16 protein-coding genes are annotated in these 12398 nt (G+C 46.3%); 1 reads left to right on the forward strand and 15 read right to left on the reverse strand.

Features of this window, described 5'->3' with window-relative positions:
- Nucleotides 1-21: 21 nt before the first annotated feature.
- The 3 genes from dapB to Q0V21_RS03055 all read right to left on the reverse strand — a co-directional run bounded on the left by dapB (nt 22) and on the right by Q0V21_RS03055 (nt 1806).
- Nucleotides 22-825, reverse strand: a complete 804-nt coding sequence (gene dapB, locus Q0V21_RS03045) for a 4-hydroxy-tetrahydrodipicolinate reductase (protein WP_301877533.1) — start codon at nt 823-825, stop codon at nt 22-24.
- Between the two features lie 75 nt (nt 826-900).
- Nucleotides 901-1425, reverse strand: coding sequence for a tetratricopeptide repeat protein (locus Q0V21_RS03050; RefSeq protein WP_301877535.1), 525 nt, complete (start codon nt 1423-1425; stop codon nt 901-903).
- Nucleotides 1426-1470: 45 nt separating this feature from the next.
- Entirely contained in the window at nt 1471-1806 is a 336-nt protein-coding gene (locus Q0V21_RS03055) for a nucleotide pyrophosphohydrolase (protein ID WP_079349396.1), read from the reverse strand.
- A gap of 173 nt (nt 1807-1979) precedes the next feature.
- Here Q0V21_RS03055 and Q0V21_RS03060 point away from each other — a divergent pair, with 173 nt between their 5' ends.
- Nucleotides 1980-2849: a YitT family protein gene (locus tag Q0V21_RS03060; RefSeq protein ID WP_301877537.1), complete on the forward strand. Its 870-nt coding sequence runs from the start codon at nt 1980-1982 to the stop codon at nt 2847-2849.
- 107 nt (nt 2850-2956) lie between these two features.
- Here Q0V21_RS03060 and Q0V21_RS03065 read toward each other — a convergent pair whose 3' ends face one another.
- The 12 genes from Q0V21_RS03065 to Q0V21_RS03120 all read right to left on the reverse strand — a co-directional run bounded on the left by Q0V21_RS03065 (nt 2957) and on the right by Q0V21_RS03120 (nt 11751).
- Nucleotides 2957-3826, reverse strand: coding sequence for a sporulation protein YpjB (locus tag Q0V21_RS03065; protein ID WP_301877538.1), 870 nt, complete (start codon nt 3824-3826; stop codon nt 2957-2959).
- A gap of 66 nt (nt 3827-3892) precedes the next feature.
- Entirely contained in the window at nt 3893-4519 is a 627-nt protein-coding gene (locus tag Q0V21_RS03070; RefSeq protein ID WP_301877539.1) for a DUF1405 domain-containing protein, read from the reverse strand.
- A 113-nt stretch (nt 4520-4632) separates the two neighbouring features.
- Nucleotides 4633-5514, reverse strand: coding sequence for a menaquinol-cytochrome c reductase cytochrome b/c subunit (locus Q0V21_RS03075; RefSeq protein WP_301877540.1), 882 nt, complete (start codon nt 5512-5514; stop codon nt 4633-4635).
- Between the two features lie 21 nt (nt 5515-5535).
- On the reverse strand, nt 5536-6207 hold the full coding sequence (gene qcrB, locus Q0V21_RS03080) for a menaquinol-cytochrome c reductase cytochrome b subunit (RefSeq protein ID WP_017687726.1): 672 nt from the start codon (nt 6205-6207) through the stop codon (nt 5536-5538).
- 15 nt (nt 6208-6222) lie between these two features.
- The gene (locus tag Q0V21_RS03085; RefSeq protein WP_079349401.1) at nt 6223-6765 is read right to left on the reverse strand and encodes a QcrA and Rieske domain-containing protein; all 543 of its coding nucleotides are present in this window, start codon (nt 6763-6765) and stop codon (nt 6223-6225) included.
- 193 nt (nt 6766-6958) lie between these two features.
- Nucleotides 6959-7381 carry a DUF2487 family protein gene (locus Q0V21_RS03090; RefSeq protein WP_301877556.1) on the reverse strand — a complete coding sequence of 141 codons (423 nt, stop codon included), beginning with the start codon at nt 7379-7381 and terminating at the stop codon, nt 6959-6961.
- 167 nt (nt 7382-7548) lie between these two features.
- A complete protein-coding gene (locus Q0V21_RS03095) occupies nt 7549-7728 on the reverse strand; it encodes an IDEAL domain-containing protein (RefSeq protein ID WP_024630643.1) in 180 nt (59 codons plus the stop codon).
- Nucleotides 7729-7751: 23 nt separating this feature from the next.
- The gene (locus Q0V21_RS03100) at nt 7752-8258 is read right to left on the reverse strand and encodes a gamma carbonic anhydrase family protein (RefSeq protein WP_301877559.1); all 507 of its coding nucleotides are present in this window, start codon (nt 8256-8258) and stop codon (nt 7752-7754) included.
- A 44-nt stretch (nt 8259-8302) separates the two neighbouring features.
- Nucleotides 8303-9421 (reverse strand): hypothetical protein, encoded by a 1119-nt coding sequence (locus Q0V21_RS03105; RefSeq protein WP_301877561.1) that lies wholly within the window; start codon nt 9419-9421, stop codon nt 8303-8305.
- Nucleotides 9422-9885: 464 nt separating this feature from the next.
- On the reverse strand, nt 9886-10485 hold the full coding sequence (locus tag Q0V21_RS03110; protein WP_301877564.1) for a histidine phosphatase family protein: 600 nt from the start codon (nt 10483-10485) through the stop codon (nt 9886-9888).
- Between the two features lie 40 nt (nt 10486-10525).
- A complete protein-coding gene (locus tag Q0V21_RS03115; protein WP_079349405.1) occupies nt 10526-11161 on the reverse strand; it encodes an anti-sigma factor family protein in 636 nt (211 codons plus the stop codon).
- Complete coding sequence (locus tag Q0V21_RS03120; protein WP_053780698.1) at nt 11158-11751, reverse strand: RNA polymerase sigma factor; 594 nt, start codon at nt 11749-11751, stop codon at nt 11158-11160. The genes Q0V21_RS03115 and Q0V21_RS03120 overlap by 4 nt, the downstream gene beginning before the upstream one ends.
- Nucleotides 11752-12398: the final 647 nt, after the last annotated feature.

The raw sequence follows: 12398 nt of genomic DNA on the forward strand, positions 1-12398 counted from the left end.
TGACTTTTTGAACTACCTCTTTTAGTCGATAAAGTGATCAAATCCGTAGATAAGTCCTGTATATTCCATAACCTTCTGTACACCAATTTTAACACCAGGCATATAACCTGCACGTTCATAGGAATCATGGCGAATTTTGAGGGATTGGCCAAAGTCTCCAAATACGACTTCCTGCTGTGCAAATACCCCCGGCAACCGTACACTATGAATTCGGAATCCATTATAATATCCGCCTCGTGCTCCTTCGATCGTCTCTTCTTCGTTCGAATTGCCCTGACGAAGTTCCTCGCGGTTTGCTGCAATTAACTCGGCTGTTTTAATTGCTGTACCTGAAGGAGCATCCAGCTTCTGATCGCCGTGATATTCAATAATTTCCACATTCGGCATATGTTTGGCAGCCTGCGCAGCAAACCTCATCATCAGAATAGCACCGATCGAGAAGTTCGGGGCAATTAACCCTCCGATGCCTTTGTCCTGACACTGCTTGTCCAGCTGTTCAATCTGCTCCGGCGTAAAACCGGTAACCCCCATAACAGGTCTGACTCCATGACGAATGGCAATCTCTGTATGGGCGAAGGCGTATTGAGGGACTGTGAAATCTACCATAACCTGTGGTTTAGTCTCTGCAAAAGCCATCTCGATATCATCGGTCAAAAGTACCCCACATTCAGGCAGACCAACAAGCGTTCCGGCATCCGTGCCTGCTCCGGAGCGGTTGACCGCTGCTGCGAGCTCCAGATCAGGATCTTGAAGCACCAGTTTCACTACTTCACGGCCCATCCGGCCAGCCGCTCCGATTACGGCCACTCTTATTACTTCACTCATCTTGGCTGCATCTCCTCACTATGTTAGTTCGTTTGGTTGAATCCATTTCAAACGATCTCCATCTGAAATGGGTTCTTATTGAATGGATTTCATTCGCTGCTTAATTTCCTGTAATAATAGATGCAGTTGCTCATTCTGCGGGTCTAGCAACAATGCGTTACGAACGGACCGGGTTGCAAGGTCGAACTCATTTAGATCACAGTAAGCAAGAGCAAGCATGATATGCGCTTCCACATATAACGGGTCAAGTTTAACCGCCTGTTTCAGCAGATCCGCCGCCTTCACATATCGTTCATGCGTTTCGTTCCCGGCTTGTTCAAGCAATGCCTTGGCCTGAGTGCTTAACTGTTTGGCTTCCAGGGTCTGCAGATGTAAAACGTACTCCTCAAGCCCCTGAGACAGTTCAACAGCCTTGCGCGCATATTCGAGCGCTGGACCCAGGTGCTGACTGCGGGCATGTGTAATGGAACAACGATAATAGAGCTCTGCATGTTCAGGGTGAGCATCAATGGCAGATTCAAACCAACGAATCGCCTGCTCAAAATCATTTTGCAAAATACAGCGGTATGCATGCTGCATGTACTCTTCCGGTTTCATCATCCAAGCTGTCCCTCCCCATTGAGGTGATGGTACAGCATATGTAATCTACGCCTTATCGGTGTTTTTTGGCGTCCACCGATTTGCATCGCGTGTGTTAAATTTATGCATGACTTTGTCGTGCGCCTCTGCCAGGTCGATCCCGAGAGAATTCGCAAAACAAATCGTGATAAATAAAATGTCACCGAGCTCAAGCTCAATGGAATTGTCTGCTTCGGAAGGTTTTTTCGGTTTTTCACCGAACTCGTGGTTCACTTCCCTTGCAAGCTCTCCCACCTCTTCAGACATACGGGCAAGCATGGCCAGCGGGCTGAAGTATCCTTCTTTGAACTGGGAAATATACAGATCAACCTCACGCTGCATTTCTGCAATGCTTTTCTCCATGAGAACGGATTCTCCTTTTGAAATTGTGTCGTATTTGTTCCTAATATATCAGTTATTTAGATTCACTTCCACCATCAGAAACGACAAATCATTTTTAAAGAATCGATAAACAGGTATACTAAGATGGGAATGATTGCTTTCTCATTCTAATTTGTAAAATGGAGAGGGAACTTATGAGCACTTCCAAAACCTGGGTTCAATTCAAATTGATTCTCCCCATCCTATTGGGTACGGCATTATATGCCTTTGGACTTCTGTACTTCATCATCCCCAACCAGCTCATGGAAGGCGGCGTAACCGGGATTACGGTCCTGCTGAAGTACGCGTTCAACATCTCTCCTTCACTTACAACCTTGGTTGTCAACATTCCGCTCTTTCTGGTGGGACTTAAGATTTTGGGCGGCAGACAGATGATTTATACAGGCGTGGGTATTGGAGCGCTTACGTTGTTCCTCTGGTTATTTGAAAAAATGATTCATTTCGGCTGGATCGAACCGCTACATACAGAGAACGACCTTTTACTTGCGGCGCTTTACGCCGGTGTTACACTCGGTGCAGGCCTTGGCATCGTATTCCGCTGGGGCGGAACGACAGGTGGCTCTGACATCATTGCCCGCATTCTTAATCGAAAGTATGGCTGGAGTATGGGGCGTGTACTGCTAGGTATCGATTTCATCATTATTGGCATCTCCCTCGTCTACATTCCCAAAGAAAAAATACTGTATACCCTTGTAGCTGTATTTATTGCCTCTAAAGTAATCGACTTTATTCAGGAAGGAGCGTATTCGGCCCGCGCATTTATGATCATCAGTGATCACGCACCCGAGATTGCGGATTTGATTACCCGTGATATGGATCGCGGCGTCACGCTAATTCCCGCCATTGGCGCATATTCAAAACAGGCTAAGCATGTTGCATACTGTGTCATTTCCAGGCAGGAATTCAGACGTTTGCAAACGATTGTGCGTTCCGTCGACCCCAGAGCTTTTGTTATTATTAGCGATGTCCATGATGTGCATGGAGAAGGGTTTAAGGAAAGCTGACCTTGTATCTCTACAATAAGAAAACCTCTCTCCCCAAGACAAAAGCCATGAGATGGCCCTTCTTGTAGATAGAGGTCTTTTTTCATATCGTGATGGTAGAAAAGGAGCTACCGCCGGAAAGGAAAAATCCCTTGCTGCTGCGCTCGATACTTACGATACCCCGCATAACTTAGCACGGCAATAATTACGGAACTAATGAGCAATCCGGCTACCCTCCGGTCTGGCCCCTGAACAAACGGCACAAAGGCGCTCTCATCCTTTTCACGACCAAACAGCTGGTTTACCAACTCTTCACCATGGGCTACCATACTCTTCAATTGTGCGATGTCAGTCTGCTTGGCCGCAGTCAGCCCCTTTGTATGAGACAACCAGGCGTCCAACTGGGCGATCTCGTAAGGTTCTCGGCGAATCATTGCCGCAGGCCGGATCGTCTCGTAGTGCTCCTCCAGCAAGGCGTAGCGGCTTGCTATGATCGCGGTGCTTAACTGCTGATCTGCTGCAGTTGATAGCGCATCAATATCATTTTTTACGATTTTATAATACTGGAGCCATAAGGGTTTAGCTGGGTTGGCAAGACTGTCCGCCGCAAGTCGAAGTTTGGCAGAGGCCTGCTGGAGAGAATTATCATCACTTTTCACCCTAACGGCAGCTTCTTTCACTTCAACAATGGTCTCGGATAGGGCATGAATGCCTTCTACTGTCGTCTGGCCCTCAAAGGATATATGCTCCAGACCTTTACTGATTCGCAAAATACTGCCTCTAACCTCTTCAATATCATTATCCAAGGCATGTCGATACAGCAGGGCCGCTTCTTCATTTAATTGTTTTATTGAATTTTTGGCTGATACTTGCTGATCTGTATTTCCGTTCGCACCTTTACTCTCCGCCGATACACTGTATGACAAGTTCGTCCAGAACAGTAGAGTCATGAACGACACCACCATCAATCCAGTTTTGATCCTGAACGTTCTCTTCACGGACATCCCTCCCACCATCAATGTATGGCAGGGGAGAGTTCCTTAGAACAAGCTTGCGTTATGAATTCAGGCCCGTTTGGCCTGTCTCAGTGCAAGCCACGCACATAGAATGCTCACTAGTGTCAATCCGACGGTGAAATTGCGTACACCATCCAGATGGTCCATGAGCGATGCAGGCAGCCAAGGGAAAATGTCATAGGTATAATCCATCGTATCGTTTAGCAGCGTCCACAAGGCAGCAATCACCAAAGCCCCCCAACGGAACCCAAAGAATCTAACATACAAGAGCGCTTCAATAGCCATAACACTATGAGATGCAATCAACATCCAATCCTGCCAATGTTGTGCCCCCCCTTGCATCCAGCCTGCAAAAATGATAGATACCGCCCATACACCGTACTTTACCGAAGTGACCACAGCAAGTGCCTGGATGACATGTCCAATTCGATTCAGGACCATCGATTTTGGCTTGTACAATACCCACAATAAAGATAACGTGAAGAACAAACTCGCTGTGGGACTGTCCGGCACAAACACAATCTGCCACAGTGGTTGCTGTGCCAGCGTATACTCCATTTGATCCCCGTACCATATGTATCCGTATACAGTTCCTAATGCGTTACACCAAAACAAGAGCCACAGGAAATAACGATTTGTTAGAAATTCCCGACTCCAAAAGTACGATAAAGCCACATTCTCTGCCCCTTCCATCCTATGTGTTCTGCGTTCCAAAGAAAGGTGTTGCGAAAAACTCCTCAAAAAAACCTGACCGCATAAACGATCAGGTTTCACTGCTTATTTCGATTTTACTGTTCTGCCTTCTGTTTCGCAAGCCATTCCGCCAGGTGATTGATATCATCATCCGTCAACCCTTGGGCAATGGCTTTGTCGTACTGAGCCGGCATGCTGTTGTATCCTTCTTTGATAATCGTCAGGATTTCTTCCTGGCTGTGTTTGTCCCCCACACCACGTAGAGAAGGTCCACCTGCCCCCTTCATATCAGCGGCATGACACCCGATACACCCGGCCTTTTTGAAGGTATCCATCGCAGGGTCATCCTTCTCGACGATCGCCACTTCTTCTTTCTGACCTGGCGCATTGGAGGTAGGTAGACCCTGCAGATGTTTCTCCAGCGCTTCTTCCTCACGCTGAATATGTTCCGGCTTCTTACCGCTTGCTTCCAACTCATGCTCGTAGTGTGTCCACGCAACATTGGTCAGGTAGAATACGGCCATCACCGACAAAATCATCAGCGATGATGCAATCGGACGTTTGTAGAACCGTCTCTCCTTGCCTGTATCCAGAAACGGGGCGAGCAGCAGAGCGCCGAAAGCGACTCCACTGACTCCAAGTACCCCCAACAGGACATAATCCCCTGAGGCATATGGGTATTTCAAATACTGATACAGAAACAGGAAATACCAGTCCGGCATCGGGATAACCGATGCACTTGGATTGGCCGGATAGCCCAGTGGTGCAGGCTCCGAAATCGTTAGTACCAAAATACCAACCAGTACAACGACACCAACCATCCATTCTTTCAGCAAGAAGTTAGGAATAAAAGCCTCTGATTTGCCGGGATACGCCGTGTAATCCGGTGGAGTTATAAACCCCGCTCCTTTACGGACGCGTGAGTCCCCGACGAAGATAATCTTTTCCTGGTCATCTGACTTTTGTCCGTGAGCCATGTCGATTCCTCCCTTCTCAGATTATAGTGGTCCCGAAATGCCCTGTCTGCGGATCATAATAAAGTGACCGACCAGAAGCACCAGAAGCACAGCCGGAAGGAAGAAGACGTGCAGGGCAAAGAACCGTGTTAACGTCTGTGCACCTACAATGGTTCCGCCTTGCAAGAATTCCTTAATGATCGGCCCCAGCCAAGGAACCGTATTCGCAATCTCCAGGGTAACTTTGGTTGCAAAGTAGGCTTTGTTATCCCATGGCAACAGGTACCCTGTAAGCCCGAGACCCAGCATGACAAAAAAGATCAGCATGCCGACAACCCAGTTCATCTCGCGCGGTGCTTTGTAAGAGCCGGTAAAGAACACACGCATCGTATGTAAGAACATCATAACGATAACCAGACTGGCTCCCCAATGGTGCATTCCGCGTACAATTTGGCCAAAGGCTACTTTGGTCTGCAAATACTCGACACTGGCGTAAGCATTAATAATATCAGGCACATAATACATGGTCAGGAACATCCCTGACAAAATCTGAATAACAGTGATAAAGAACGTCAATCCACCAAAGCAGTACACGAATGCGGAAAAGTGATGAGCCGGGTTTACGTGCTCTGGAACTTCATGATCCGCAACGTCCCTCCAGATTGGCGTGATATCGAGACGCTCGTCAATCCAGTCATAGACATTTTTAAACATCTGCGTTCACGCCTCCTATTTGACTCGGGTGTTCGGAATAATGTCGCCCAGATAAACCCAACCCTGATCCTCCTTAACCACATACTCATCCAGCGGCTTCGGGGCTACGGCAAGATTCTTGCCTTCTTTGGTATAATGCGCACCATGACATGGACAATGATATTCGTCGGGAAATTGCTTATCACTATTCCAACCTACGGTGCAGCCCAAATGTTTACAAATGGGTGAAAGCGCATAGATTTTGCCCTGTTCATCTTTCCTGATCCAGGCGATTAACGAAGCATTGCTCAAATACCAACCATCTTGCTGTTTCAGTTCAAACGTAAATTCTTGAGGTTCATTCGTAATTTTGCTGATTTCCGCTACTTTGACAGAGGTGCCTTCTCCCTTGTGCTGCAAAATCGGGTCCACCGCAAAACGGACCATGGGGAGTATTGCACCGGCGGCCATGTAGGCTGTAGCTCCACCAAGCGTGTACGTCAAAAACTGCCTGCGTGACATTTCCATGCGGCTTGGCAATTTCATCGAAGCTTCGTGCTGGTCATGCTCACTGCTCATACTGTCTCCAACCCCCTTTTTCAGCCAACTCTCTCAATCGTTTTCATTATCAGAAATTCCACGACTTACTAGAACATACATAATCATATAGTAGCCCTAGAACACCGTCAAGAATTTGTCACACATTTTTAAGGTTCATTTGTAAGCGTTATTAAAAAAATGTTGGTAAATTGTCACATTTGTCACATGAAGGTCATCTTTTCCATAACTCACGGATTTTCTCCCCAACAAAACGCGCAATCCCCTCTTCTCCTACCTCTTGGGATAAAATGGAATGGCTTAATACCAGATCTGCTGAAGTTATTTGGCTCTGTTCCAACACACCATCAGATGACATTATAACCACATATTTGAAACCTGAAGATTTGAGTTGTTCGGATAAGGTATTTAATGCCATTGACATATCCGGACAAGCATAATGGAATGCAGGGTAAGTCATAATACGTCCTTTAAAAGGAATCTCCACCAGATCCAAAAAATCTCTAAGGCGCTCCAACGCCTCGGTTGCTTCAACCGGAGACTGCTTTCCCGTCAGGGCTGTGTATGGAATAAGGCATGTATCCAGATAGAGTTGCAGTTCCGCCCAGCTGTCTTGAGTCATCTCACTGAATTTCAATTCCCTAATTCCCCTCTCTATCCATTTTATTCCCATATTATATATGAGCTTATATTATAAATCCAGAGATTCATCCTTTACCCGTGTATAAATTATAGTGAACACAAAAAAGAAATGCGTTTTTCACGCATTTCTTTTTTGTGTTTAATTTTATTTGGATTTGCTCATCAGTTTATGGCCTTCAGTTCATCCGTCAGATTCCGGAAAGCTACTTCGTCTCCGGTAGCTAATGCCTTATCGATTTCCATATACAGCTTCTCGCTGCGCTGTTTACGAAGCGCGTCGTCCCACACCATCTCAGCAGCCAGCCCCAACATGACTTCATACGTAACTTTCATTTTATCCAATAGGATGCACCTCCAAAACGGATTTAAGAGCTCCTATATTCCTTTCCTTTGGCAACATAACCTAGTGTAGTTCTCGACATCCGCTCAAGATCTGCATCAGTCAACTCACGTATCACTTTGGCAGGTGTGCCCAAAGCAAGGGTATAGGGCGGAATTTTGGTATTTTCAGTAACAACAGAACCGGCCCCGATCAGCGTATATTCACCAATTTCGGCTCCATTGAGAAGGATAGCGCCCATACCAATCAGCGAACCTGTTCCAATACGACATCCATGGATAATCGCAGAATGCCCTACAGACACATCGTCGTCCAAAATCAAAGGCTGATTCATGTTGACATGTCCAACAGCATTATCCTGTATATTACATCGTCGTCCAATCACGATAGGTGCCAGATCAGCGCGCAGTACAGTATTGAACCAGATCGTAGATTCTTCACCCAGTGTCAGATCACCAATAAGTTTGGCTCCTTCAGCCATATATACCGAAGGGTGTAACCGTGGTTGCATACCTTTGTATGGAATTATCATAAGTATCACTCCTTAATTTGGGAGTGATTTTAGCAACTTGTCCTTCACTTGTCAAACATAACGGGTGTAATATCCCCGGACAGCGAACGACAGGATGACGCGAGGCGTGAACCCCAAGCTGTCATTTGTACTGTTCGCCCCTCTGCATGTTCCCCAATGCGAAGCATGCCTAGATGCAGCATCATTTTGAGGATCCTGTTGTCATAAATCGTCTCTGCGGTGTCGTAATAGAACGGCTGAATGTAAGGACCAATCTGGCGGAACAAAGACTCTGCTGTGGACCAGCCGGCTGCACATTCCCCTGTCCAGTACACAATGGAGGACAGATTTGGAATAGCACCTTTATAAAGTCTTAACCAAAACCGAAATAGCTGTATCATCTCGGCTGTATTCTCCGCCCCCAGCTTGTCTTCACCGGAAGCTGACAATTTCAGCATTCCCTGCTCCTCGCGGACCAGACGATGATGAAAGGCGTAATCATAGATGAACGCAAATCGGTCGGGGTAGTCTTTGAACGAACGCCCATAACCGAATCTCCATCCGGCTTTACCCACCAGCGCCTCACTCACATGCAAATGCTCCATAATCTGCTGCTGAGAACGACGGTACATCATACCTTCTGCGTTTAATGCTATTTCATGCTGCTGGACGAATTGCAGGAACAGTTTGAGATCATCAGCAAGCAGATGGTATTCATCCCTGTAAACGGGAGGCTCGCTCGTTTGTGCAATGCCTGCCTTCAGGTGCGTGGCTAACACATCCCTAAATCTCATTTGCAGATCCTTGGGCACCTGATACAGGTATCTGGTCTGTTGGGTTGTACCATTGAACAACCATCCACTCTTCGTGAAGCGTACGATAAGATCACGTGGGCTGGCTCCAGCCTCGCTATCTTTTTTATCCATCGACTGACGAGCAATGGCGACAAGTTCCTCCATACCGAAGTATTGGCGGGCGTCAAACAGCAAGTTGTTCAAAAATCGCAGATCTACCTGATTTAATTCGCGAACCTGCTGCTCAAAAAAAGGTCTGCTGCCCAATGTAGTGAGAATACTCTGGATGAGTTCATGTTTGGAATTGGGCTTACACTCGCACTGGTAATAGTCTGCTATTCGATTAAGCTGGCCGATATCGGCAAAAGTAAGCATATCCGCTAGATTCATGGGTCCATCGCCTCGCCCTTGACTACTTTTCGGCTGATGCTTCGGGGCCTGGAGTAGTTTGGTTTTGTAAACATCGTTGACGGAATTCCTATGATCTAAACCTCTTTTTTGCAAATCTTTTATGTTTTAACCATACTATGCCCGAAGTTGCCTGCTCAGAAGAAGAATGAGAGGTTCAAAATCATATAGAAATTGAACTAAAGAATATGTACACTTGCCACTCCAATGACAGAACAACCTTCTGATCGCTGTTATTCCCAGATTTTTGGGATTCCCTTTTTTCAGAGGGTAAACTCCGGGGATAAAGGCGAAGCGTATGCTTACGAGCAGCTTTCTTTCAGAAAGCTTTTAGCTCCGCTTCCTCAGGTTATTTCTGTCCTCTCCGTTCTCGTGTAATGTTTATTTCAATCTCTATAGAATGACAGTTACACATTGCTATAACGCAAAAAAACAACCTGAGTTAATTACTCAGGTTGTTTTGCCAGATCCAATGAAAGGTGTCGTGTACAGTTATAAAGCAATGGACTCCAATCTTCACGTTCCTTTTCCAGAATCGTAAGCGACAGGTTTCCAATTCGTTCCGTATAGCGGTCTTTAAACAAAGCTGACAGCAGATTCGCAAGGAAGGCGCCATGAGAGACAATCAGCACATTTTTGTCCTGATACGTCTCCCACAAATCCTCCAGAAAGCCCAAAGCACGTGTCTGAATATCAGCAATCTGTTCCTGGCCTAAATCCAGAGTTTCCCAGGAAGCGCCCCAGCGAGCAACACGCTCTTCGGAGGTCAGACCTTCAATTTGACCAAACGCCCGCTCCTTCAAGCGTGCATCCGGCTCCAGCAGAGGAACATTCAATAGCCCGGAGATAATCTCTCCCGTCTCCTGAGCCCTGGAAAGCCCGCTTGTAATGATGTGGTCCCAGCGGTACTCTTCGGTAAGCAAACGTCTACCCAGACGCTCAGCTTGCTCACGACCTTCCGTATTCAGAGGTATGTCTGTTTGTCCCTGAATACGTCCCGCTGCATTCCAGTCTGTTAGACCGTGACGAATAAGCCCAATTCGCATCTCATCCCTCATTTCTCTATACGGTGAACGAAAGCTTTACCTAAGCACGTGCACCTTGTTTGCGTTTGTTCGTTGTACGATGCATACGTCCAAGAGAGAACAAAGCCATACCTATTGCAAGCAACGACAACCCCATCCAGTATTGAGGATACGCTGGGCCCATGCTCACAACGAAGGGCTCAATAATACTCCCTCTGTCTGCTCCCGTCATGTTGTACTTGTACAATCCGGAGGAAGAGGGCTCACTGCCTGCTACCCCTGTCTCCAATATACCCGTAGAGACCACGCTGGTCTGCTCAGCTTCTGTTACGTCTGGCTTAAACATCGCCATGTACAAAAAGCTGCATAAGAAAATTGCCAGGAACGCAGCAATCCACAAAGACATATGCTTGCGGATCACAGCAGAGAAACGATTAACCTTTGCCTCTTCCGGCAATAGCCATGGAGACTCCGCATAGATCCGTTCCATAACATTACGGTTCACTTTCTCTGCCTGTTGTTCTGTCACTGGGACCGGTATGCTGTGCAGCAAAATTTGAGCTTCTTCCCAAACCTCAAATTGCTGCGAGCAATCTTCACAACCAGCGAGATGAGCATGAAATGCAATCCGCTGAGGATGAGCTTCCGGCAAGTCCCAGACCAGTGCAAACAGTTCCTGGGCTTCGTTGCAATTCATCGGTTCTTCATCCCTTCATATGGCTCGTAGACCGGTTCGAAGAAATAAGGTTCCAATTGAGTTTTTACGCTTGACCTTGCTCTGAACAATAACGATTTCACAGAACTGACGCTCTGCCCAAGAATATTTGCAATCTCCTGGTAGTCTAGTTGATCATACTCACGGAGTATAATGGCAGAACGCTGCTTCTCCGGTAAATTGTTAATGGCATCCCTAACCAGCATCACCCGCTCACTGCGCAATACAGCATGCTCTGGCGCATTCTCAGAAGGAGCAACAGGTACAATACCGCTCTCTTCAAGTGGAACACTCCCACTACGCTGTTTGCGAAGCTCACTCAGTACCGTATTTCTCGCAATGGTATATAACCAGGTTGAGAACGAGGCATCCACCTCTCGGAATGAGTGCAGACTGCGGAACGCCTTATAGAAAGTCTCAGAACAGAGATCTTCCGCAAGCAGCTCCATATTAGAACTTTTCAACATATGATATACGAAAGCCAGTATTTTACGCTGATAACGACTCATCAGCTCGGAATATAACTCCAGGTTACCTTCCTTGATCTCTCGAATCAACTGGGAATCCGTCATTTGAGTGCGACCCCTCCTCGCCCATCCATGTGCTTCTCCCCGTTCGACTCTATCCATGTATTACCGAACAGGCACAAAAAAGTTGCGGTTTTCACCGCATAAAACAGCGTTCAGCGCCATAACAGGCCTTCCCGCCAAATTCCCCTATGTAATGGCAATTTCCCCAACGTTTCTACATTAACATTATTTATTGTACAACGGTCTGCATCATCCTGGCAAATCCATGGCATCCATTGAAGCCCGACCAGTCATTATTATGCAGCCATTTTCTCGTCCATGACTTCAATTTGATCCCTTTTGTGAAGCCACTCTTATATTGGACGAACGAAGACCCAAAAAAGTTTAGGTGAAAACGAAATAAATTTAAAATTTCAAAAGAATTTCGTTATAACATTTTTTTAAAAAATGTACCAATCAACTTCACTTCGCCAAGCATTCACTAAGTTTTATACCCCTTTATGCAAGGATTATATTTCCTTAATTTACGAATGTTATAATTACTTTAAACAATTTTACTCAAAGTGTTGACAAAATGAAAACGTATACATATAATAAAAGTACAGTATGGTTTCTCTCCACTCCTATCCAATAACTGTATTGCTCCACGTGAGCAATGGCCGCTTATGTAAGCGGTCTTTTTTTTGTCC

The sequence above is a fragment of the Paenibacillus sp. 11B genome, assembly GCF_030487755.1.
Lineage (GTDB): Bacteria > Bacillota > Bacilli > Paenibacillales > Paenibacillaceae > Paenibacillus > Paenibacillus vandeheii.

Bases quoted from the DNA above. Each gene is read 5' to 3' on its own strand.
- Q0V21_RS03060 (WP_301877537.1), top strand. From the start codon at position 1,980: ATGAGCACTTCCAAAACCTGGGTTCAATTCAAATTGATTCTCCCCATC.
- Q0V21_RS03100 (WP_301877559.1), bottom strand. From the start codon at position 8,258: ATGATAATTCCATACAAAGGTATGCAACCACGGTTACACCCTTCGGTA.
- Q0V21_RS03050 (WP_301877535.1), bottom strand. From the start codon at position 1,425: ATGATGAAACCGGAAGAGTACATGCAGCATGCATACCGCTGTATTTTG.
- Q0V21_RS03075 (WP_301877540.1), bottom strand. From the start codon at position 5,514: ATGGCTCACGGACAAAAGTCAGATGACCAGGAAAAGATTATCTTCGTC.
- Q0V21_RS03085 (WP_079349401.1), bottom strand. From the start codon at position 6,765: ATGAGCAGTGAGCATGACCAGCACGAAGCTTCGATGAAATTGCCAAGC.
- Q0V21_RS03115 (WP_079349405.1), bottom strand. From the start codon at position 11,161: ATGAATTGCAACGAAGCCCAGGAACTGTTTGCACTGGTCTGGGACTTG.
- Q0V21_RS03110 (WP_301877564.1), bottom strand. From the start codon at position 10,485: ATGCGAATTGGGCTTATTCGTCACGGTCTAACAGACTGGAATGCAGCG.
- Q0V21_RS03055 (WP_079349396.1), bottom strand. From the start codon at position 1,806: ATGGAGAAAAGCATTGCAGAAATGCAGCGTGAGGTTGATCTGTATATT.
- dapB (WP_301877533.1), bottom strand. From the start codon at position 825: ATGAGTGAAGTAATAAGAGTGGCCGTAATCGGAGCGGCTGGCCGGATG.
- qcrB (WP_017687726.1), bottom strand. From the start codon at position 6,207: ATGTTTAAAAATGTCTATGACTGGATTGACGAGCGTCTCGATATCACG.
- Q0V21_RS03105 (WP_301877561.1), bottom strand. From the start codon at position 9,421: ATGAATCTAGCGGATATGCTTACTTTTGCCGATATCGGCCAGCTTAAT.
- Q0V21_RS03120 (WP_053780698.1), bottom strand. From the start codon at position 11,751: ATGACGGATTCCCAGTTGATTCGAGAGATCAAGGAAGGTAACCTGGAG.